This window comes from Nocardioides sp. BGA-UO-ETr-FS32 (assembly GCF_059567905.1).
Genome location: NZ_JCAQOX010000014.1, coordinates 267,144 through 288,745 on the forward strand (window position 1 = coordinate 267,144; position 21,602 = coordinate 288,745).

At 72.6% G+C, this 21,602-nt stretch carries 17 protein-coding genes; 12 read left to right on the forward strand and 5 right to left on the reverse strand.

The genetic code is table 11. The features are described 5' to 3' along the window. Positions 1-80 precede the first annotated feature (80 nt). Together AC57BS_RS11150 and AC57BS_RS11155 are read left to right on the forward strand one after the other, a co-directional pair. Positions 81-2,909 (forward strand): AAA family ATPase, encoded by a 2,829-nt coding sequence (locus AC57BS_RS11150; protein ID WP_496411509.1) that lies wholly within the window; start codon positions 81-83, stop codon positions 2,907-2,909. Between the two features lie 174 nt (positions 2,910-3,083). Then, the gene (locus AC57BS_RS11155; protein ID WP_496411510.1) at positions 3,084-4,859 is read left to right on the forward strand and encodes an ABC transporter substrate-binding protein; all 1,776 of its coding nucleotides are present in this window, start codon (positions 3,084-3,086) and stop codon (positions 4,857-4,859) included. Positions 4,860-4,910: 51 nt separating this feature from the next. On the opposite strand, the gene AC57BS_RS11160 is transcribed toward AC57BS_RS11155, so the two are convergent. Beyond that, the gene (locus tag AC57BS_RS11160; RefSeq protein WP_496411511.1) at positions 4,911-5,681 is read right to left on the reverse strand and encodes an aspartate/glutamate racemase family protein; all 771 of its coding nucleotides are present in this window, start codon (positions 5,679-5,681) and stop codon (positions 4,911-4,913) included. Between the two features lie 131 nt (positions 5,682-5,812). On the opposite strand from AC57BS_RS11160, the gene AC57BS_RS11165 reads away from it, so the two are divergent. Next, on the forward strand, positions 5,813-6,424 hold the full coding sequence (locus AC57BS_RS11165) for a hypothetical protein (protein ID WP_496411512.1): 612 nt from the start codon (positions 5,813-5,815) through the stop codon (positions 6,422-6,424). A gap of 10 nt (positions 6,425-6,434) precedes the next feature. Here the strand turns inward: AC57BS_RS11165 and AC57BS_RS11170 are convergent, their stop codons facing one another. Beyond that, on the reverse strand, positions 6,435-7,679 hold the full coding sequence (locus AC57BS_RS11170; RefSeq protein WP_496411513.1) for an MFS transporter: 1,245 nt from the start codon (positions 7,677-7,679) through the stop codon (positions 6,435-6,437). A gap of 82 nt (positions 7,680-7,761) precedes the next feature. Between AC57BS_RS11170 and AC57BS_RS11175 the strand changes: the two genes are divergently transcribed. After that, positions 7,762-8,634, forward strand: coding sequence for a LysR family transcriptional regulator (locus AC57BS_RS11175; RefSeq protein WP_496411514.1), 873 nt, complete (start codon positions 7,762-7,764; stop codon positions 8,632-8,634). 19 nt (positions 8,635-8,653) lie between these two features. Here AC57BS_RS11175 and AC57BS_RS11180 read toward each other — a convergent pair whose 3' ends face one another. From AC57BS_RS11180 to AC57BS_RS11190, 3 genes are all read right to left on the reverse strand, one after another. Continuing rightward, positions 8,654-8,887: a hypothetical protein gene (locus AC57BS_RS11180; protein ID WP_496411515.1), complete on the reverse strand. Its 234-nt coding sequence runs from the start codon at positions 8,885-8,887 to the stop codon at positions 8,654-8,656. 169 nt (positions 8,888-9,056) lie between these two features. Then, positions 9,057-10,640: a dolichyl-phosphate-mannose--protein mannosyltransferase gene (locus tag AC57BS_RS11185; RefSeq protein ID WP_496411516.1), complete on the reverse strand. Its 1,584-nt coding sequence runs from the start codon at positions 10,638-10,640 to the stop codon at positions 9,057-9,059. 67 nt (positions 10,641-10,707) lie between these two features. Continuing rightward, positions 10,708-12,150: a PhoX family protein gene (locus AC57BS_RS11190; RefSeq protein ID WP_496411517.1), complete on the reverse strand. Its 1,443-nt coding sequence runs from the start codon at positions 12,148-12,150 to the stop codon at positions 10,708-10,710. 100 nt (positions 12,151-12,250) lie between these two features. On the opposite strand from AC57BS_RS11190, the gene rsmI reads away from it, so the two are divergent. The 8 genes from rsmI to AC57BS_RS11230 all read left to right on the forward strand — a co-directional run bounded on the left by rsmI (position 12,251) and on the right by AC57BS_RS11230 (position 21,579). Then, positions 12,251-13,081, forward strand: coding sequence for a 16S rRNA (cytidine(1402)-2'-O)-methyltransferase (rsmI, locus tag AC57BS_RS11195; RefSeq protein WP_496411518.1), 831 nt, complete (start codon positions 12,251-12,253; stop codon positions 13,079-13,081). Next, positions 13,068-13,982: a TatD family hydrolase gene (locus AC57BS_RS11200; RefSeq protein WP_496411519.1), complete on the forward strand. Its 915-nt coding sequence runs from the start codon at positions 13,068-13,070 to the stop codon at positions 13,980-13,982. The genes rsmI and AC57BS_RS11200 overlap by 14 nt, the downstream gene beginning before the upstream one ends. A 278-nt stretch (positions 13,983-14,260) precedes the next feature. Next, positions 14,261-15,412 carry a resuscitation-promoting factor gene (locus tag AC57BS_RS11205; RefSeq protein ID WP_496411520.1) on the forward strand — a complete coding sequence of 384 codons (1,152 nt, stop codon included), beginning with the start codon at positions 14,261-14,263 and terminating at the stop codon, positions 15,410-15,412. A gap of 75 nt (positions 15,413-15,487) precedes the next feature. Beyond that, positions 15,488-16,357, forward strand: coding sequence for a 16S rRNA (adenine(1518)-N(6)/adenine(1519)-N(6))-dimethyltransferase RsmA (gene rsmA, locus AC57BS_RS11210; protein ID WP_496411521.1), 870 nt, complete (start codon positions 15,488-15,490; stop codon positions 16,355-16,357). After that, positions 16,354-17,244: a 4-(cytidine 5'-diphospho)-2-C-methyl-D-erythritol kinase gene (locus AC57BS_RS11215; protein ID WP_496411522.1), complete on the forward strand. Its 891-nt coding sequence runs from the start codon at positions 16,354-16,356 to the stop codon at positions 17,242-17,244. The genes rsmA and AC57BS_RS11215 overlap by 4 nt, the downstream gene beginning before the upstream one ends. A gap of 159 nt (positions 17,245-17,403) precedes the next feature. Further along, positions 17,404-17,901, forward strand: a complete 498-nt coding sequence (locus AC57BS_RS11220; RefSeq protein ID WP_496411523.1) for an NfeD C-terminal domain-containing protein — start codon at positions 17,404-17,406, stop codon at positions 17,899-17,901. Between the two features lie 53 nt (positions 17,902-17,954). Continuing rightward, positions 17,955-19,496: a flotillin family protein gene (locus tag AC57BS_RS11225; RefSeq protein ID WP_496411524.1), complete on the forward strand. Its 1,542-nt coding sequence runs from the start codon at positions 17,955-17,957 to the stop codon at positions 19,494-19,496. Positions 19,497-19,701: 205 nt separating this feature from the next. Beyond that, positions 19,702-21,579 (forward strand): ABC-F family ATP-binding cassette domain-containing protein, encoded by a 1,878-nt coding sequence (locus tag AC57BS_RS11230; protein ID WP_496411525.1) that lies wholly within the window; start codon positions 19,702-19,704, stop codon positions 21,577-21,579. The last annotated feature ends 23 nt before the right edge of the window (positions 21,580-21,602 follow it).

Genomic DNA, 21,602 nt, shown 5'->3' on the forward strand with positions numbered 1-21,602 from the left:
CGGCGGCATGAAACGCCACGGCGTGTAGGCCCAGCCGGGGGAGCGCATGACGCGCTCCAGAGTCTCTAGCATGTGGTGCGATGTCCACATGGGGACCACCTCCTGGTGTTGAACGTCCCGGCAACCCTGACCCCGGGGCGTCTCTCCCCGCGTCCGTCAGATCCCCCAACTCGCCGCAGGAGCCGGTCGGCCGCGACCATGAGCTGCGCGTCGTCCGGCAGCTGCTGGACCGCGTCCGGGCCGGCGAGACCGCGGCGCTCCACGTCGAGGGTGAGCCCGGCATGGGCAAGACCCTGCTCATGGACCAGGCGCGGTCGATGGCCGTCGGGTTCACCTGCCTGTCCTCGACGGGGGCGGAGTCCGAGGCGACGCTCGCCCACGCGGGGCTGCTCGAGCTGCTCACCCCGGTCCGGCACCTGCTGGACGAGGTCCCCGAGGGGCAGGCCGCCGCCCTCGGCGTCGCGCTCGGCTGGACCTCCTCGGGCGCACCGGCGGACCGGTTCCTCGTGGCGGCGGGGACGCTGTCGCTGCTGGCGGCCGCGGCGGTCCTGACGCCGGTGCTGGTGCTGGTCGACGACCTGCACTGGCTCGACCGGGAGTCGGCGGACGCGATCCTCTTCGCGGCGCGTCGCCTCAACGCCGACGCCGTCGGGTTCGTGACCAGCGCGCGCAGCGGGGTGCTGCCCGCGGAGCTGGTCCACGGCCTGCCCGTGCGGCGCCTCGACGGCCTGGACGACCGTGAGGCGGGCGAGCTCCTGCGAGCAGACGTGGCGGCTCCCGTGGTCCGGCGACTGACCGAGCTCACCGGGGGCAACCCGCTGGCCCTGCTCGAGGTCTCCGGCCGCCTGAGCGCAGCCCAGCGGGTGGGCGCATCCCCCCTGCCCGACGCGCTGCCCGTGGGAACGCGGCTGCACACGGTCTACGACGCCGTCGTCGGCACGCTGCCCGACCCCGTACGTCTGGCCGTGCTGCTGACCGCCCTGGACCGGAGCGTGGCGCCCAGCGCCGCTCCTGCGGAGTCGTTCGACGAGGCCGTGGCCCGGGGCGTGCTCGTGCCGGGCGGGACCGGTCACGAGTTCCGGCACCCGCTGATCCGCTCCGCGACGTTGCGGCTGGCCACGCCGAGCCAGCTGCGCGACGCGCACCGGTTGCTGGCGAGCCACGTCCCCCCGGGATCGGCCGGGCACGCCCACCACCGCGCGGCTGCCGCAACCGGCGCCGACGACCTCGTCGCGGACGCCCTGGCGCAGACCGCCGCCGATGAGAGGTCGCGGCTGGGCTACGCCGCGGCCTCGGCCGCACTCGAACGCTCCGCGCTGCTGACCCGCGACCACGGGGTCGCCGCCGACCGGCTCGCCGCCGCCGCGCAGGACGCGTTCGTGGCCGGCGACCTGGCTCTCACCCGCGGACTGGTCGATCGGGTGCTGACCTCGCCGGGTGCCTCCGACGAGACCCGGGGCCGGGCCCTCTTCACGCTCGGGATGATGGAGCAGTACGCAGGGTCGGTGGTGCGCGCGGCGGACCATCTCGCCGGTGCGTGCGCCGCGCTGGAGGGCGCCGAGCTGGTGGACGCCCTGACCGAGCGAGCGCTGGTGGCCTTCCGGCTCAACGACCTCGCGACGTTCGCGGACTGCGCGGCCGGGATCGAGGCGGCCGCAGACGTGGATGACCCTGCGCAGCGCCTTCGCGTGCGTTTCACCGGCGGCATGGCGAGTGCTGTCGCCGGTGACTACGAGTCGGCCCAGACCCTGCTCGGGGGGCTGACCGACCTGGCCCTCTCGGAGGAGCTCCGGGACGACCCCCGGTCCCTCCTGGTCATGGCCCTCGCCGCGGGGCTGACGGGCACGGTGGGCGATGCCCTGGAGCGTGCCGCGGGCCGGGTCGACGACGTCAGGCGCAGGGGCGCGATCGGTGTGCTGATGCCGATCCTGGCGATCAGCGCGTCCGGCCGGGCCATGGTCGGCGACCACGCCGGCGCCTTCGCCGAGGCAGGTGAGGCGGTGGAGCTCGCGGACTGGCTGGGGTACGTCGCCGATGCCGCCGTCGCCGTCGAGCAGCTCGCCTGGCAGTGCGCCGCGCGAGGTCTCCACGACGACGCCCGGGCGGCGCTGGAGCGTGCCCGGCAGCTCATCGACCGGGCCGGGACGACGACCGCGGCTGCCCACTACGCGATCACTGCCGCGTTCTGCGCACTCTGCCGCGAGGACCTTCCGCTCGTGGTGGACCTGCTCGAGGCCCGGATCGCCGTCGACGGCGGTGTCGGCGCGATGGGTGAGCCGCTCGGCGTCGCACCCCTGCTCGTCGAGGCCTACCTCGGCCTGGGTCGCGCCGACGACGCGCTGAGCCTCTCGCAACGCCTCGCCGATGCCACGCCGGCGGCCTCGCCGGTCGAGCTGACCGCACAGGTCCAGCGCTGCCGGGCGCTGACGGCCAGGGACCGGGCCGAGGCGCACCAGTGCTTCGAGGCAGCGCTCGAGTCGTACGCCGCGCACCCCGACGCCTTCGAGCGCGCCCGGACGCACCTGCTGTTCGGGTCCCGGCTGCGGCGCGACGGTCTGCGCGTGCTCGCGCGCGAGCAGCTGCGCGCCGCCCACGAGGCGTTCACCGAGCTGGAACTGACCCGCTGGGTCGGTGTCGCGGCCGCCGAGCTCAACGCCACCGGCGCCACCGTCCGGACGGTGGATGACGGCGAACCTCGCGACCTGACGTCGCAGGAGACGCGAGTGGCCCTGCTGGTCGCCGCCGGGAAGTCGAACAAGGAGGTCGCCGCCGCCCTGTTCCTGAGTCCCAGGACGGTGGAGCGCCACCTCGGCAGCGTCTTCCGCAAGAAGGGCTTCCGGTCGCGCACCGAGCTCGCCCGCGCCTTCGCCGCGCGGGGGGACACCGGCGACGGCGACGGCGACGGCTGAGGCGCGTACGGCCGAGCTGTCGGTCCGCCCGAGACCGCTTCGTTATCTCGGCTTCGTTCCGAGATCCGATCGTGACAGTCGCCCACTCCTCCGGCAGGTGGGCGCCTCCTAGCGTCGTGCTGACCACGGGGGACCGCCGTCCTCGGTGATGACATGACAGAAAGGCTGGACAGCATGAAGCGGAACAAGCCGCTCGCACTCGTTGCTGGTGCCGCCCTCCTGACGCTCGCTGCCTGTGGCGGCGGTTCGTCGGACGATGGTGGTTCCAACGGCTCGGGTTCGGACCGAGAGTTCGGTGGGCAGGAGGGGGGCACCAAGGACGCTGAGCGTCAGGGCCCTGCTGCCGACGTCGAGGGCGCCACGCCGGGTGGGACCATCACGGTCTACCTGGCCGGTGACCCCGGTCCGGACTCCCTGGACCCCACCGGTGGCTGGTCGGTGACCGGCAACTCGATCCAGCAGGCGCTCACGAGCCGCTCGCTGACCCAGTACGTGCGTGACGAGGCGGGTCAGCCTGTGCTGGTTCCCGACCTCGCCACGGACCTCGGCACCCCCAACGAGGACTTCACGGAGTGGACCTTCACCATCCGTGAGGACGCCACGTGGGAGGACGGCAAGCCCGTCACGGCCGAAGAGGTCGCGTTCGGCATCTGCCGTTCGCTGGACTCCGAGGCGTTCCCGTCGGGTCCGGGCACCGAGTACTCCAAGCACTACTTCGCTGGTGCTGAGGAGTACGAGGGCCCCTACACCGGCAAGGACCCCAAGTGCGAGGCCTGGGACGGCATCTCGGTCGAGGGTCAGGACATCACGATCTCGATGTCCGTGCCGTTCCCGGACATGGACTACTGGGGCGCGTTCATGGCGATGGGCCCGGCTCCGCTGGGCAACGCCTCCAAGCCGCCGAACTACGGCACCAAGCCGCTGTCGAACGGCCCCTACAAGGTCGAGAGCTACAAGCCCAACGAGGAGCTCCGCCTGGTGAAGAACGACCAGTGGGTGGCTGAGTCCGACCCGGGTCGTCACCAGTACGCCGACGAGTTCGTGTTCAAGTTCAACCAGGACCAGGCCAAGGTCGACGAGATCATGCTCTCGGACAACGCCGACAGCCAGACCGCCGTGGCGACCTCGCTGGGGTCGGACAAGTACAACGACGCCAACTCGCAGCTGGGCGACCGCCTGGTGCAGCAGACCGTGCAGTGCGTGAACACGCTGACGCCTGACTACACCAAGATCACCGAGATCGAGGTCCGCAAGGCCCTGGCCTACGCCTACCCCTACGAGGACGTGTGGATCGCCGGCGGCGAGGTGCCCGGTGTGACCCGTGTCCCCGCGAACTCGATCATGCCTCCCGGCATGGCGGGCAAGAAGGAGTTCCAGGTCGACGGTGAGCAGATCACCTACGACCCGGAGAAGGCCAAGGAGCTGCTCGCCGAGGCCGGTTACGGTGACGAGCCCTACGAGATCACGATGGTCTACTACGAGGTCGACCCGCTGGCCGTGGCCACCCAGGACCAGATCACCAAGGGCTTCGAGGCCTCCGGCTTCAAGGTCACCGCGATCCCGGTCCAGGACTCGCCGTACAACATCTGGCTCGACCCCGACAACAAGGTCAACAAGAAGCTGAACCTGCGTGGCGTCAACTGGTGCTCGGACTGGCCGGCCGGCTCGACGATGCTCCCGCCGCTGCTGAAGGGTGAGGCTGTCTACAACACCGCGTTCTTCGACGAGCCGTCGATCAACGAGGAGATGGACGCCATCAACGAGATGCCGCTCGAGGAGCAGGCTGACGCGTGGGGCGCGCTGGACGAGAAGATCATGACGGAGTACTTCCCGATCATCCCGACCGCGTTCCGCAACGAGCTGTTCGCCTTCGGCACCAAGATCGGCAACCCGACGGGCGATGGCTCGCTCGGTGCGCCGAACTACAAGGACCTGTACGTCGTGCAGTGATCCCGGCGACGCGCCGACGAGTGGGGGCTTCCCGGACCGGGGAGCCCTCACTCACCGCGCGTAGTAGTGCTCGTGCGACTGGGGCGTCCACGCCCCCGACTCGTGCAGGCCGCCGCGCCACAGCGGCAGGGGTGCGTCACCCACCGCCACTGCGAGGGCGGCGTCGGCGAGCAGCGTCGTGACGTCCAGCAGCGGCAGCGGCGAGCTCGCGGGTGTCACCAGCGAGGTCAGCTCCTGGCAGCCCAGCACGACGGCCTGGCAGCCCTCGCGGCGCAGGCCCTCGACGATCCCGAGGGCCACGTCGCGGGAGTGCAGCGAGTACCTGCCGTGGACGAGCTCGTCGAAGATGATCGAGTGGAGCGTGGTCTCCTCCCAGAGCGGCAACGGGACCGCCGAGATGCCCATCGGCTCGAGGTGGTCGGCGTAGCGCGCCCAGCCCAGGGTCCACCTCGTGCCGAGGACGCCCACCCGGGCGAAGCCGAGGCGCTGGGCCTCGGCTGCCACGACCGGTGCGGCGTGGAGTCCAGGGATGGCCAGCTCGGCGCCGGGCACCTCGAGGGGCACGTAGGCGGTGTCGTCCGTGCACACGAAGAAGTGCGCGCCCGCCTCGCGCAGCCGGACCGAGCTCAGCGCCAGCTGGCTCCGGACCGTCTCGAGGTCGCCACGCTGCCAGGGCGTCGGCGCGGTGGCGAGCGGCGCCCAGCTCAACGTCAGCTCGGGGTGAGGACGGGTGCCGAGTCGGGCAGCGCCGCCGGCTCGCACACGGCGCAGCAGCTCGGCGCCGCTGTCCAGGGTGGGCGCGAGCGCGCCGATGTGGAACACGACTCAGCCGACCCTGGCATCGGGCTGCGGGAGGTGCGGGTGCATGACGAGATGCTGCGCCACGGCCCTTGCGGTTCGCTTGCGGCCGACCTGACGGCTCGTCGCACCCGCCTCCCGCTACGGTCTGGAGAGTGAGCGACTTCCAGCGCATCTTCGTGGTGAGCACGAACGCGGACGAGGCCGACGTCGCTCGGGTGCGCAAGGGCATGGGTGTCGGCGCGATCGTGCTCACCGCACCGACCGCAGAGGGCAAGCGGGTCGTGCAGGGGCTGCGCCACGACGCGCACCCGGAGGTCCTGCTGGCGCCCGTACGCTTCCCCGACGTCGACCGCGGGCACCGCCTCGACGAGGTCGTACGCCGCCACGCCGTCGCCGACCGCTACCGCGACGTGGTCGTGGTGGCCGACCCGGCGACGATCACCCTCCTGCTGCGGGTGCTGGCGCCCGACCAGCTGCCCGCGTCGGGGCCCGTCACCGAGGTCGGCCTGCCGCGCGGCCCGCGGCCGGTCCCGCTCGGTCGGGCGGCCCTCGGTGGCGTCGGGCTGGCGGTGCTGATGGGCCTGGTGTCCCTGGCGGTCCCGGTCTGGGTGCTGCCGACGATGGCCGCGGCCGCCGGGCTGGTGCTCCTCGCGCTGCCCGGGCTCCGCTGGCTGGGGCAGTCCGTGCTCATCGCCGTGGCGGTGGCGCTGGGGGTCGCACTGCTGGCGATCGCCGGGTCGGCCCGGTTCCCCGGCGCCTGGTGACAGGGGCGGCTCAGCCGCCGGGCTGCGCCAGCGCGGGCGTACGGCGCAGCACGACGACCATCGCGCACACCGTGAGCAGCAGCGCCGTGGCCAGCGCCACCACCCCCGACCAGCCGGCACGGCTCCACGCGGCGCTGCCGAGCCAGCCGTTGACCGAGGCGCCGACGTAGTAGGCGAACGCGTAGAACGCGGCGGCCTGGGCGGTGCCGACGCCCGCGAGGTGGGCCCGCGAGGTGACCCACCCGCTGGCGATGCCATGCACGCCGAAGAACCCGACGGTGAGTGCCGCCATGCCGAGCACGACGACCGGCAGTGCGCTCGCGAGGGTCAGCAAGGTGCCGACGAGGGCAAGGGCACAGCCGACCGGGATCGTCGCGCGGCGGCCGATGCGGTCGGCGATCCGGCCGGACGCCGCCGAGCTCACCGAGCCGAGCGCGTAGACGAGGTAGACGAGGCTGATCGTGCCCACCGGCAGGTCGTAGGGCGCCGAGCTGAGGCGGAAGCCGAGCGCGTTGAAGACGGCGACCATGGTGCCGATGCCGCATGCCCCGAGGACGTAGAGCGCCACCAGCGCCCGGTCGGAGACGGCGGCCCGCGCGCCCGTGAGCACCGCGCGGGCGCCCGCTGGACGGCGTACGAAGTGGCGCGAGGCGGGCAGCAGCCACGCCACCAGCAGCGCGCAGGCCAGCGCGAAGAGCGCCGCGGCGGCCAGGCCCCAGCGCCATCCGGCCGCTTCGGCGATCGGGGCGGTGACCACCCGCCCGGCCATCCCGCCGAGGGCGGTGCCGGCGATGTAGAGCCCGAAGGCGCGCCCGTGCGCGGAGGGGTGCAGCTCCTCGCGGAGGTACGCCGTGGCGACCGCGGGCAGCCCGGCGAGGGTGACGCCCTGGACCATCCGCAGCCCGAGCAGCGCCTCCCAGGAGGGCGCCAGCGCGCACGCGACGCCGACGACGGCAGCGGACCAGAGCGCCGCGTGGATCAGGGCGGTGCGTCCCACGCGCTCCGACAGCGGCCCCACCACGAGCAGCGCCACGGCGAGGGTCGCGGTGGTGAGCGACAGGGCGAGGGTCGCGCGGGCCGGGGTGAGGTCGAACGCGTCCACCAGCTCGGGCAGCAGCGCCTGCACGTCGTAGAGCAGCACGAAGGTCGCCATCCCCGCCGAGAACACCGCCACCATCACGCGGCGGTAGCCCGGGCTGCCCGGACGGTACGGCGAGGGGCCGGCGTCCGTGCGGGGCAGGTGAGCGGTGGCCATCCGATCGATGGTGCGCCTCGGAGGCCCATACGTCCAATGTCACGTGAGTGTGCAAGCCATGCGTACGACGTATGATCGCCGCGTGCAGATCCGCGACCTGGCGTGGCTGGTGCAGCTCGGCGAGACCGGGCACGTCACCGGGGCCGCCGCCGCGCTCGGGACCAGCCAGCCGACCCTGTCGCGGGCGCTGGCGCGCCTCGAGGACGAACTCGGCGTACGGGTCTTCGAGCGCACGCCGACCGGCATCGAGGTCACGCCCGACGGCCAGATCGTGCTCGACGCGGCGCGCGACCTCGTCACCCGTCACGACCAGCTGCGGGCCGACCTCGCCAACCGTCTCGACCCCGACGCCGGCCTGGTGCGGCTGGCCTTCCTCGACTCGATGGCCACCACCCTGGTGCCCCGGCTGCTGCGCGCGTTCCACGCCGACGCACCGGGCGTGAAGGTCGTGCTGAGCCAGGAGCCCGCCCACCACATCCGCCGCGACCTCGACCGTGGCGTCGTCGAGCTCGGGCTCACGATGGAGCGCGCCCCCGACCTGGGTTGGCTGCCGGTGCAGCGCGAGCGACTCGTCGTCGTGGTCCCGCCGACGCACCGGCTCCGTCGCCGGACCCGGGTCGACCTGGCCGAGCTGGGTGACGACGAGCTCGTGACGACGCCGCCGGGGTTCGGGCACAGCGCGCTCGTGCGCGCGCTGCTGGACGAGGCCGGGGTCAGTCCGCCGGTCTCCTTCGAGAGCGCCGACCTGGCCACGATCGAGGGGCTGGTGGCGGCCGGCCTGGGCGTCGCGATCGTGCCCGAGGCGTTCGCCGGGCTGTCGGGCTCGGTCGGGCTCGCGCTCGCCTCTGCGTCGGCGACCCGCACGATCGGGCTCACCTGGCGCACCGAGCGGCCCCTCGCGCCACCGGCGGAGCGGTTCGTGGAGTTCGTACGCAGCCGGGCGTGGGCCGACTGAGTGGTCGGCCCGGGTCCGATCAGCCCTTGCGGGAGCCGAACAGGCGGCGTCCCCTGGCGTTGCGCGGCTGCGGGATCGCGGGCGGTGGCGGCGCGGGCCACCACTCGAGGCTCGGGTGGCCGGCGCGGTTGAAGCCCTCGCGGTAGACGAAGTTGTCACCGCACGAGCACACCCAGCGCTCGCCGACCTCGTGCCCCTCGGGGGTCGGTGCACCTTCGGTCTGCAGGCACACGTGGATCATCGTGGAGTCCATCTTCAACGCTCCCTCCCATGGCGTCGACCCCGGTGACCGGGGTTGATCCATCGTCCTCGGGCGCTGGGAAAAAGAGAACGACCGACCGGCGAATCCGCTCGATCTTGACCGAACCTCCGCCGAACCTGCGGGTTTGCCCGCCCGTGGACCGGACCGCTGGGCGAGGGCGTCAGATCCACCGCTGGAACCAGATGCGGGCGTCCCACTCCGACTTCGTCAGCAGCTCGTCGGTCCAGATCGGCCAGAACCAGGCGAACGCGATGAGGGCGAGCACGGTGTAGCTTCCGGCGACCACCACCCCGGACGTACGCCGCGGTGTCGGCACGTCGGAGGAGCCGATCAGGTGGCCCATCGCCAGCACGATCGACAGGACGAGGAAGGGCAGGCAGGTGATGGCGTAGAAGAAGAAGATCGGTCGGTCGTCGAAGGCGAACCACGGCAGCCAGGTGCTCGCCAGGCCGACGACCGCCACGCCGTGACGCCAGTCCCGGGCGCCGATCCACAGCAGCAGCGAGGCCACCATCGCCAGGCACCCGCCCCACCAGATGACGGGGTTGCCGATCAGCAGGACCTGGCGGATGCAGCTCGACCCGGACGGCGCCTCGCACCCCTGTGAGCCGGGCTGGATGTCGGTCTGGGCGTCCACCCCGACGGGTCGTCCCATCACCAGCCACGTCGACGGCCTCGACTGGTAGACGTGGGTCGAGTCGTCGAGGAAGTGGCTGTGGAAGGTGTAGACGTCCTGGTGGTAGGACCACAGCGACCGCAGCGACTGCGTGACCTCACCGAGTCCCTCGGCGTCGGGCTCGCTCGCGGTCGGCCACGGGTCGTCGCCGCCGTAGGAGGTGTACTGCGTGTTGCTGAACGCCTCCTCGTAGGCCTCGGCGTTCATCATCCAGCCGGTCCACGACGCGACGTACGTCGCCAGCGCCACACCGACGAGGGCGACGAAGGCGGGGATGCCGTCGAGGAAGACCGAGCGCAGCAGCGGGCGGCGCTCGCCGAACGCGCGACGGGCGCCGGCGCTCCACAGCCAGGCGAGCAGCCCGAAGGCGGCAAGGGTGTAGGCGCCCGACCACTTGGTGCCGCACGCGAGGCCGAACGCCACGCCCCCGACCAGCAGCCACGGCCGCCACCAGAAGAGCCAGCGGCTGCGCGCCCGCTCCGAGGCCAGCCGGTCGCGCAGCCACTGCCGGTCCGCGACCACGCAGTGCACGCCGCAGAGCAGGAAGAACGCGAGGAAGATGTCGAGCAGCGCGAGCCGCGACAGCACGAGCTGCAGGCCGTCGACCGACAGCAGCAGGCCGGCGACGAGGCCGAGGACGGTCGAGCCGGTGACCCGCCGGACGAAGCGGCACATCACCAGCACCATGAGGGCGCCGACGACGGCGGACGCGGTGCGCCAGCCCGCCGGGTCCATGCCGAAGACCTCGATGCCGGCGGCGATCACCCACTTGCCGACCTCGGGGTGGACGACCATCGACGGGGTGTCCTGGAACAGCCCCGTGAGGTCGCCGTTGAGGATGGTCTTGTCGGCCTCCTCGACGTAGGTGCGGACGTAGCCGAAGGTGAGCAGCGACCAGGCGTCCTTGGCGTAGTAGGTCTCGTCGAAGGAGAACTGGTGCGGGGTGCCGAGGTGCCACCGGCGCAGGAAGAAGGCCAGGCCCGCCAGGCAGATCGCGCCCAGCCAGCCGGCCATCGGGTCCTCCGACCGCCAGCGCGGGCGATTCCGCTCGGCGGCAGTCGGGGTCACGCCGGAACTCTAACCAGAGGCGCGCGGGGGCAGGCCGCGCGCGCCTCTGGCGTACGGAGGAGGCGCCTCAGACCCCGATGGAGGCCCAGTCACCCCAGATCGCGAAGGTCAGGCCGCGGCTGGACTGGATGTTCACGAAGAGGGTGTGCCCGTCGGGGCTGAAGGTCGACCCCGCGAACTCGTCGTTGCCCGAGCCGATCACGTTCCTGGCGATGGAGAACAGGTCGCCCTCGGTGGTCAGCCCACGCAGGAAGTTGCCCTCGTCATGGTCCTCGCAGAGCACCAGGGTGCCGCGCGGGCTCGTGGTCACGTTGTCGGGGAAGTCGAGCACGTCGCGGCTCTCGGACTGGTAGACGCAGCGCAGCGTCGACGTCCGGGTGTCGTAGCCCCACACCTGCCCCCAGCCGCGGCCGTAGCCGTTGCGGTTGTCTGGTCCGGTCATGGCCGGACCTCCGCCCTGGGTGGCGGTGAAGTAGACGACGCCGTCGTGGAAGACCTGGCCCTCGCACCGGGAGAAGTGCGCGGCCCCCTTGGCCCGGCCCTGGTCGCCGACGAAGTTGATCGCGGTGTCGTTGCTCGTCGGCGCCGGCTCGCCCGGGGTGTAGGGGAACTCGACGTCGGGCTCGTCGATGTCGACCCACTCGACGTCGTGGACGGTCGTGGTGTCCTGGTGCGCCTCGAGGTGGGCCTGCGGGCGGCCCTTGACCGCGAGCATCTGCAGCCGGCCGTTGTGGTCGAGGTTGCGGTGCCCGTCGCGCCGCGCCCGCGGGACGTAGCGGTAGAAGCCCGACGGGAAGGCGAAGTTGTCCTCGGTGAGGTAGAGGATGCCGTCCGCCGGGTCGTACGACACCGCCTCGTGCGCGAACCGGCCGGCCTTGCGGATGGGTCGCGCGTCGGCGAGTCCTCCGGCAGGCACCTCGAAGATGTAGCCGTGCCGTTTCTGCAGCGGGACGTTGGAGGCTCCGGTGAAGTCAGGGCCCACGTCCGGGCCGTTGATGGTCTCCTCGCACGTGACCCAGGCGCCCCACGGCATCTGGCCGCCGCTGCAGTTCATCATCGTGCCGCTCAGGCTGGTGTAGGCGTCCTGCACCTCGCCGTACCTGGTCACCTGGATCGTGACCGTGCCGGCGCCGCCGCGCTTGTCGTACGGCTTGGTGGGACCGAATGCCGGCTGCGGGTTGTTGATCTCGTGGTTGCGCACCAGCAGCACCGACCCGTCCGGGCCCGCGAAGGCGCCCATGCCGTCGTGCCGGCCGGGCAGGCGGGTGCCGTCGGGCAGGGTCACCGGCGCGGAGGTGTCGTGGAAGGAGCGGTAGGAGAAGCCCGCCGGCAGGTGGAGTCGTACGACGTTGTCACGGGCGTCAGGGACCGGCACGAGGGTGCCGACGGCTGCGCCGGCGAGGGCGCCGGTGCGCGAGAGGGCGGCGGCGTTGGCGAAGCCCGCGAACGGGCCGGCGACGAGGGCGCCTCCCAGGGCTCCCTTGAGGGCGGTGCGGCGGTTGAGCTGCATGGTGACGGAACCTCCGGGGCGACGAGGGATGGGATCTCGTCACGCTAGGCCTGCGGGCGCGGTGGCGGAACCCCGCTGGGGAGCATCTACGGTGAACCTCATGGAAGGCGTCCTGGTCCTCGCGGGCACCCCGATCGGGCAGGCGGGCGACGCGCCGCCGCGGCTGGCAGCCGAGCTCGCCGGCGCCGACGTGGTCGCCGCGGAGGACACCCGGCGGCTCAAGCGGCTGTGCGCCGACCTCGACATCACGCTGTCGGGTCGCGTCGTCTCCTACTTCGAGGGCAACGAGCAGGCCCGTACGCCCGCCCTGCTCGAGGCGCTGCTCGCCGGTGACCGCGTCGTCCTGGTGACCGACGCCGGGATGCCGAGCGTCTCCGACCCGGGCTACCGGCTGGTGGCCGCCGCGGTCGAGCACGACGTCCGCGTCACGGCGGTGCCCGGCCCCAGCGCCGTGCTCACCGCGCTCGCCGTCAGCGGCCTGCCGGTCGACCGCTTCTGCTTCGAGGGGTTCCTGCCGCGCAAGGCCGGCGAGCGCGGCCGACGCCTCGCGGCGCTGGCCGCCGAGGAGCGGACGATGGTGTTCTTCGAGGCGCCGCACCGCACCGAGGCCGCCCTCGCTGCCATGGCCGAGGCCCTCGGCAACGACCGCCGCGCCGCCGTCTGCCGCGAGCTGACCAAGACCCACGAGGAGGTACGCCGCGGCCCGCTGGCCGAGCTGGTCGCGTGGGCCGCGGACGGCGTGCGCGGCGAGGTGACGATCGTGGTCGAGGGATCCAGCGGCGGCCCCGCCGTGGACAGCGACCCCGGCTCCCTGCGTACGGCCGTCGCCGAGCTCGAGGCGTCCGGGTCGACCCGCAAGGAGGCGATCGCCGAGGTCGCCCGGCGCGCCGGCCTGCCCAAGCGGGAGGTGTACGACGTTGTCCACCGCTGACCAGGGGCCGACCCGCAGCCGGGCCGCGACCGAGGAGGCGTCCGGCGCCCGCCGCGACCGCGAGCGCCCGCCGGCGCCCGAGCCCCTCCCGCACCCGGTCGTCGACAACCACTGCCACCTCGACATCGCCGACGGCGACTGGATCTCCACCGAGGACGCGATCGCGGCCGCCGCCGCCGTCGGGGTGCCGCGCATCGTGCAGATCGGGTGCGACCTGCCCGGTGCCAGGTGGGCCGTCGCCGCGGCCGACGAGCACGACGCCCTCGTCGCCGGCGTCGCCCTGCACCCCAACGAGGCGCCGCGGCTCGCCGAGGCCGGACGCCTGGAGGAGGCGCTCGCCGAGATCGAGCAGCTCGCGCAGGCCCACGACAAGGTGCGCGCCGTCGGGGAGACCGGCCTCGACCACTACCGACATGCACAGAGTCGTACGGGCGACGCGGGCTGGGCCGCGCAGGAGGAGAGCTTCCGGCGCCACATCGACATCGCCAAGCGGCTCGGCAAGACGCTCGTCATCCACGACCGCGAGGCCCACGACGACGTCCTGCGGATCATCGACGAGGAGGGGGCGCCCGAGCGCTGGGTGATGCACTGCTTCTCCGGCGACGAGGCGTTCGCCCGGCAGTGCCTCGACCGCGGTGCCCACCTGAGCTTCGCCGGGACCGTGACCTTCAAGAACGCCGCGTCCCTGCGCAACGCGCTCGCCGTCACGCCCCGCGACCGCGTGCTCGTGGAGACCGACGCGCCCTACCTGACCCCGACGCCCTATCGCGGCCGCCCCAACGCCTCCTACCTCGTGCCGCACACCGTGCGGGCCATGGCCGAGGTGCTGCACGCCGACCTCGAGGAGCTCTGCCGGGCCATCGACGCCAACACCGAGGCCGCCTTCGGGGGGTCCTGGTAGGCCGCATTCCGGGCGCGCGACAGCCGTCGCCGTGAGCGGAGACACGTACTTTTTTCCCGCTTCGAGTTTGCGTCAGGGGTCATCGTCGTTATCGTCTTGTGATTGTTGGCCGGGATCGGGAGCGATTTCGGCAGCACATGGACCGGATCGGGCCGGTCCAGCGAGACCCCCGCTCGCACGTCGTACGGCTCCACGCACGCTCGAAGCATGGCTGCCGCGCAGGCTCGGACGGGGAGTGCTGCCGCCCGAGGCCCGGGGAGTACGACGTTCGGAGAATCGTGCGCTCTCGTCTCGCGCAGCTCAGCAGGTCCAGGCTCAATTCACGGGCAGTCCTCGCGACCCTCGTCGGGGTCATCGTGGCAGCCGTCGCCGGCACCACGGTCGGCTATGCCGCCCTCAGCAAGGACGTGACCCTCACCCTCGACGGGAAGACCCGTCAGGTCAGCGCCATCGGTGACACCGTCGCCGACGTGCTCGCCGCCGAGGGCATCGAGGTCACCGACAAGGACCTGGTCGCCCCGGCGGTCGACGAGACCGTCAGCGACGGCTCGGCCATCGCGGTCCAGTTCGGCCGCCCCCTCGAGCTCTCCGTCGACGGCGACACCAAGACGTACTGGGTGAACTCCACCAACGTCGCGAGCGCCCTCGGCGAGATCGGCCGCCGCTTCGACGGCGCCGACCTGTCCGCCAGCCGTGGCTCCTCGATCGGTCGCAGCGGCCTGACGCTCGAGGTCGTCACGCCCAAGGTCGTGCACCTCAAGCTCGGCGCGAAGGACCTACGCAAGCGCACGGTCACCGCGCTCACCGTCGCCGACGTCCTGAAGTCGATGGACTTCGAGGTCGACAAGCACGACGAGGTCACCCCCTCGCTCGCCACCGAGATCGCCGACGGCGACAAGGTCGTCGTCAAGGACATCCGGATCGCGACCAAGCGGGTCGCGCGCGAAGTCGTCGACGCCCCCGTCATCGAGCGCGAGGACGACAGCATGTTCGAGGGCGAGGAGGAGGTCGTGCAGTCCGGCAGGGACGGCGTCCGCAACGTCACCTACCGGCTGCGCTTCGTCGACGGCGAGCTCGTCGCCCGCAAGGTCGTCAAGGCCGACGTGCGGCGCAAGGTCGTGCCCCGCATCGTCGCGGTCGGCACCAAGGAGAAGCCCGAGGAGACGGCCGCCAACTTCGCCGGCGGCAGCACCGTCTGGGACTCCCTCGCGCAGTGCGAGTCGGGCGGCAACTGGGCCATCAACACCGGCAACGGCTACTACGGCGGCCTCCAGTTCAGCCTCAGCACCTGGCGCGCCTACGGCGGCCCGGGCTACCCCCACCAGCAGTCGCGCGAGACCCAGATCGCCATCGCCGAGAAGCTGCGCGCGGCGACCGGCGGCTACGGCTCGTGGCCGGGCTGCGCGGCCAAGCTCGGCCTGCCCCGCTGACCCTCAGATCGGTGGTCGAGTAGCACGCGAGCGCAGCGAGCGGCGTATCGAGACCCACCACTAGGCTTGCCCACCATGACCACGAACCCGGCCGGCCCGAGGCTCCTCGGGCCGGCCGAGGTGCGTCGGCTGGCGGCCGAGCTCGACCTGCGACCGACCAAGCAGCGCGGTCAGAACTTCGTCATCGACGCCAACACGGTGCGCCGCATCGTGCGCGAGTCCGCGATCACCTCCGACGACGTCGTCGTCGAGGTCGGACCCGGGCTCGGCTCGCTCACCCTGGCGCTGCTCGAGGTCGCCCGTCGTGTCATCGCGATCGAGGTCGACCCGCTGCTGGCCGAGCGACTGCCCGCCACCATCGCGGCGTACGCCCCCGCGCAGGCCGACCGCTTCGAGGTCGTGCTCGCCGACGCGATGCGCATCGAGGAGGTGCCCGGACCGCCGCCGACGGCGCTCGTGGCCAACCTCCCCTACAACGTCTCGGTGCCCGTCCTCATCCACCTCCTCACCCTGCTGCCCTCGCTCGAGCGCGGCCTGGTGATGGTGCAGGCCGAGGTCGCCGACCGGCTGGCCGCCCGACCCGGCTCGAAGACCTACGGCGTGCCCAGCGTGAAGGCCGCCTGGTTCGCCGACGTACGCCGGGCGGGCGCCATCGGGCGCAACGTCTTCTGGCCCGCGCCCAACGTCGACTCCGGTCTCGTCGCCTGGACGCGGCGCGAGCCGCCGCGGACCACCGCCACCCGTGAGCAGGTCTTCGCGGTGGTGGACGCCGCCTTCGCCCAGCGTCGCAAGCAGGTCCGCGCCGCGCTGCGCGGGCTGGCCGGGTCGGCGGAGGCCGCGACCGCGGCGCTGGACGCCGCGGGCATCGACCCCACGGCGCGCGGCGAGGTGCTCGACGTCACGGACTTCGCCCGGATCGCCGAGGGCCTGGCGGCCACCCGATGACGATCACCGTGCGCGCCGCGGCCAAGATCAACCTGCACCTCGCCGTTGGTGCCCCCCGCGAGGACGGCTTCCACCCGCTCGACACCGTCTACCAGGCGATCGACCTCTACGACGACCTGTCGCTGTCCGCGGCCGACGAGGACTCCCTCGCCGTGGACGGCCCGCCCTACGTCGACCTCGAAGCCATCCCCACCGACGCCTCCAACATCGCGGTGCGCGCCCTGGCCGAGGTGGCCTGCGCGGGCGGGCACGCGATGCGCATCAGCAAGCAGATCCCGGTCGCCGGGGGCATGGCGGGCGGCTCCGCCGACGGAGCCGCCGCCCTCCTCGCCCACGACCGGCTGCACGGCCTCGCCCAGCCCGACGACGTCCTGCTCGCGCAGGCCGCGCGGCTCGGCAGCGACGTGCCGTTCTCCCTCGTCGGCGGCACGGCCCGGGGCCGGGGCCGCGGCGAGGTCGTCGAGCGCGTGGAGGACGCCGGCACCTGGTGGTGGGTCGTCGTCCCCTCCGGCACGGGCCTGTCGACCCCCGCCGTCTACCGGCACTTCGACGTCCTCCACCCCGACGCGCCCTCGCGGCCCGCCGAGCCCACCGAGCTCCTTGCCGCCCTGGCCACCCGGGAGCCCGTACGCCTCGCGCGCACCCTCCGCAACGACCTCGAGGAGCCCGCGATCGACCTGCGTCCCGAGCTCGGCACGCTGATCGAGCGGGGCGAGCTCGAGGGCGCGCTGCGCGGCATGGTGAGCGGCTCGGGCCCGACGTGCGTGTTCCTGTGCGAGGGGCGCGACGAGGCCATGGCCGTGGCGGCTGCGCTGTCGGCGACGTACGACGTCGTGCTCCCCGCGATGGGGCCCGTCGCGGGCGCGCACGTGGTCACCACCGGCTGACCGGGCGGTTCGTGCCCATCCCGACCGCCGACCGGGCGGTTCGTGCCCGTCCCGGTCTCTCGGACCGGGTGGCATGAACCGCCGCGGAGGGGGAAGCATCCCGCTATGTTGTGCGCGACGTCGACGACGACGTCGCACGGATGACCTGGGGGAGGCATCGTGACCGTGTTCCTGGTGGTGGGGGCCGTCGGCATCGTGCTGCTCCTCGTCGCCCTGGTCGTCGGCGACGTCCTCGACGGGGCGCTCGAGGGGCTCAGCGCCGGGTTCTTCTCGACCGAGGCGCTCGCCGGCTTCCTCGGCGCGCTCGGCTTCGGCGGAGCGATCGCGCTGGAGACCACCGGGTCGACGTCGCTCGCGGTCGTCATCGGCCTCGTCCTCGGCGTCCTGCTGGGCGCCCTAGCGGCCAAGGCGTCGCGGTTCCTCCACGGCGACGGTGAGGGCGACACCGTCCGCACCTCCGACATGGTCGAGAAGATCGGCTCGGTCGTCAGTGCGATCCCCGACGGCGGCTTCGGCGTGGTGTCGATCAGCGTCGGCGGCCACCTCACCCGCCTCAACGCCCGGTCGAGCACCGCCGTGCCGGCCGGCACCCAGGTCAGCGTTACGCAGGTCATCTCGCCCACGGCCGTCCAGGTCGAGCCGCTCTTCCTCCCCTGAACCCTCCCGATCTCTTCCTGATCTCGTACCTCTCGTCGCTAGGAGCACCGCCCATGTTCGGTCTGTCCCCGGTCGTCACCTCCGTGATCGGCCTCCTCGTCCTCCTGGTGCTGCTGGCGCTGCTGGTCACCACGCGCTACAAGGTGGCCGGGCCCAACGAGTCGTTCATCGTCACCGGGCGCAAGGGCAAGGGCGAGGTGCGCAACCCGGAGACCGGGGAGATCTCGACCGACCTGTCGGGCCAGAAGGTCGTCATGGGCGGCGGCGTGTTCGTCATCCCGTTCATCCAGCGCCTCGCGACGCTCGACCTGTCGTCGCGCCGGATCTCGGTGCAGATCCGCGGTGCCGTCTCCGGGCAGGGCATCAAGCTCAACCTCGACGGCGTAGCGCTCGTCAAGGTCGGCGGCAATGAGGACTCCATCCGCGCGGCCGGCCAGCGCTTCCTGAGCCAGCAGGCCGAGATCGAGACCTTCACCCAGGAGGTCCTCGCCGGTGCGCTGCGCTCGATCGTCGGCTCGATGTCGGTCGAGCAGATCATCCGCGACCGCGCGGCCTTCGCCCAGCGCGTGGCCGAGGAGTCCGAGTCGTCCCTCACCGGGCAGGGCCTGGTGCTCGACACCTTCCAGATCCAGGACATCACCGACGACGGCTCCTACCTCGCCGACCTCGGCCGCCCGGAGGCCGCCAAGCTCAACCAGCTCGCCTCCATCGCGGAGGCCAACGCCCGCCAGGCCGCCGAGCAGGCGCGCATCGCCGCCGAGCAGGAGATCGCCATCACCCAGCGGGCGCTGGCGCTGAAGAACGCCGAGATCAAGGCCGAGACCGACGCCGCCAACGCGCAGGCCGCGGCCGCCGGCCCGCTCGCCCAGGCCGACCGCGACCAGGCCGTCCTGCTCGAGCAGGAGAAGGTCGCCGTACGGCAGGCGGCCCTCAAGGAGCGCCAGCTCGACACCGAGGTCCGCAAGCCCGCCGACGCCGAGCGCTACCGCGTCGAGACCGAGGCCCAGGGTCGCCGCAGCTCCGAGATCCTCGAGGCCGAGGCCCGCAAGGCCTCCTCCATCGCCAACGCCGAGGCCGAGGCCGAGAAGGCCCGCCTGACCGGTGAGGGTGAGAAGTCCCGCCGCTCCGCGCTCGCCGAGGCCGAGGCCATCGAGGGCGCCAAGCGCGGTGAGGCCGAGAAGGCCCGCCGTGTCGCCGAGGCCGACGCCCTCCGCGCCGAGGGCGAGGCGCAGGCCGCCGCCATCCTCGCCGCGGGCCAGGCCGAGGCCGAGGCGATGGACAAGAAGGCCGCGGCCTTCGCCGGCTACAACGAGGCCGCCGTGCTCCAGATGCTCATCGAGGTGATGCCCAAGGTGGCCGCCGAGCTGGCCCGCCCGATGGCCGGCATCGACAAGCTGACCGTCATCTCCGCAGACGGCGCCGGCGAGCTGCCCAAGCAGGTGACCACCAACTTCGTGCAGACCATGGAGCTGCTCAGGACGACCACCGGCCTCGACGTCGAGCAGCTGATCCAGAAGTACGCCCGTACCGACGGGGCGCACGCCCAGCTCGACCCCGCAGGGCACGCGCCGGCGGACGGTCAGCCGGTCCGCTGAGGTCGTCGTGAGCGGTGCGTGAGCCACGTTTCCTGCGTACGCGAATGTCGCTCCCGCACCGCCCTCCGGCGTGTCCGGGCGACTCGCCGTGTGGGAGGTGCGCCAGCCACGTTCGACGGTGGCGGGATGTGGTTCACGCACCGCCCGCCACCCGGCGTACGCCGACCTGCGGCCGCTGGGGCGCACCTGAGAGGATCGCCCGGACATGGCGAACCTCATCAACCTCGAGCGCGTCTCGAAGTCCTACGGCGTGCGGCCGCTGCTCGACGACGTCTCCCTCGGCATCTCGGTGGGGGAGCGGGTCGGCGTCGTGGGCCGCAACGGCGACGGCAAGACCACCCTGCTCGAGGTGATGACCGGCCTCGAGCAGCCCGACTCGGGGCGGGTCTCGCGCACCCGCGGGATCGAGATCGGCTACCTCCACCAGGGCGACGAGCTCGTCGACACCCACACCGTCCGCGAGGCGGTGCTCGGTGGTCGGCAGGACCACGAGTGGGCCGCCGACCCGACGACCCGCCAGGTCGTCGAGGAGCTGCTCGCCGGGATCACGCTCGACCGCGCCGTCGTCGGCCTCTCCGGAGGTGAGCGCCGCCGCTGCGCGCTGGCCGCACTGCTGCTCTCGCGCCACGACCTGGTGATCCTCGACGAGCCGACCAACCACCTCGACGTGGAGGCGGTCGCCTGGCTCGCGTCCCACCTCGTCAGCCTGCCCAGCGCGCTCATCGTGGTGACCCACGACCGCTGGTTCCTCGACGAGGTCTGCCAGACCACGTGGGAGGTCCACGACGGTGCCGTCGACGCCTACGAGGGCGGCTACGCGGCGTACGTCCTGGCGAAGGCCGAGCGCCAGCGCCAGGCCGCTGCCACGGAGACGCGGCGGCAGAACCTGGCCCGCAAGGAGCTCGCCTGGCTGCGGCGCGGTGCCCCGGCGCGTACGTCCAAGCCGAAGTTCCGCATCGACGCGGCCAACGCGCTGATCGACGACGTGCCGCCGCCGCGCGACCGGATGGAGCTGCAGCGCTTCGCCAGCCAGCGCCTCGGCAAGGACGTCATCGACATCGAGGACGTCGACCTGGCGCGGGGTGAGCGGGTGCTGCTCGACCACGCCACGTGGCGCATCGGCCCGGGCGACCGGATCGGGATCGTCGGGGTCAACGGCGCCGGCAAGACCTCGCTGCTCTCGCTCATCTCAGGTGCGCTGCCGCCCGACGTGGGCCGCGTCAAGCACGGCCGCACGGTCGAGATGCAGCACCTGACCCAGGCGCTCGACGAGATCGACCCGGCAGCGCGGGTGCTGCCGACCGTCGAGTCGATCCGTCGGGTGACCAAGACCCTCGACGGCCAGGAGATCACCGCGACGTCGCTGCTGGAGCGCTTCGGCTTCACCGGCGACCGGCTCACCGCGCGCCTCGGCGACCTGTCGGGTGGCGAGCGGCGGCGTTTCCAGCTGCTCAAGCTGCTGCTCACCGAGCCCAACGTGCTGCTCCTCGACGAGCCGACCAACGACCTCGACATCGACACCCTCAACGTCCTCGAGGACTTCCTCGACACCTGGCCCGGCACGCTGATCGTGGTCTCGCACGACCGCTACTTCCTCGAGCGCGTCACCGACTCGGTGTGGGCGCTGCTCGGCGACGGGAAGGTCTCGATGCTGCCGCGGGGGGTGGAGGAGTACCTCGAGCGGCGTGCCGCTTCTGCCTCGTCGGCCTCCCTCGGCGCCGGGGGTGGCGGCACATCGCAACCCGCGGCGACCTCCGTACGCGACCTGCCGCCACCCCCGACCGGCAGTGGCGGCACATCGCAGTCGACGACCCCCGGGGCAAGCGAGGTGCCGCCACCCTCGGGCCCGGCCAAGGCGCGCCCCGGTTCCGCCGAGGACCGGGCGGCCCGCAAGGTCCTCGCCAAGGTGGAGAAGCAGCTCGAGCGCATCGCCGTGCGCGAGGCCGAGCTGCACGCCGAGATGGAGGCCAACCTCAGCGACTACGACCTGCTCGCGCGGGTCGGCGCCCAGCTCGGCGAGCTCGCGGCCGAGAAGGAGGAGCTGGAGCTGGAGTGGCTCGAGGCCTCCGAGGTCGTCGAGTAGACGCGCGGACACAACTCGTCCGC

Coding starts and splice junctions, on each gene's coding strand:
- AC57BS_RS11150 (WP_496411509.1), top strand. CDS start 81: ATGTCCACATGGGGACCACCTCCTGGTGTTGAACGTCCCGGCAACCCT.
- AC57BS_RS11155 (WP_496411510.1), top strand. CDS start 3,084: ATGAAGCGGAACAAGCCGCTCGCACTCGTTGCTGGTGCCGCCCTCCTG.
- AC57BS_RS11170 (WP_496411513.1), bottom strand. CDS start 7,679: ATGGCCACCGCTCACCTGCCCCGCACGGACGCCGGCCCCTCGCCGTAC.
- AC57BS_RS11180 (WP_496411515.1), bottom strand. CDS start 8,887: ATGGACTCCACGATGATCCACGTGTGCCTGCAGACCGAAGGTGCACCG.
- AC57BS_RS11190 (WP_496411517.1), bottom strand. CDS start 12,150: ATGCAGCTCAACCGCCGCACCGCCCTCAAGGGAGCCCTGGGAGGCGCC.
- rsmI (WP_496411518.1), top strand. CDS start 12,251: ATGGAAGGCGTCCTGGTCCTCGCGGGCACCCCGATCGGGCAGGCGGGC.
- rsmA (WP_496411521.1), top strand. CDS start 15,488: ATGACCACGAACCCGGCCGGCCCGAGGCTCCTCGGGCCGGCCGAGGTG.
- AC57BS_RS11215 (WP_496411522.1), top strand. CDS start 16,354: ATGACGATCACCGTGCGCGCCGCGGCCAAGATCAACCTGCACCTCGCC.
- AC57BS_RS11225 (WP_496411524.1), top strand. CDS start 17,955: ATGTTCGGTCTGTCCCCGGTCGTCACCTCCGTGATCGGCCTCCTCGTC.
- AC57BS_RS11230 (WP_496411525.1), top strand. CDS start 19,702: ATGGCGAACCTCATCAACCTCGAGCGCGTCTCGAAGTCCTACGGCGTG.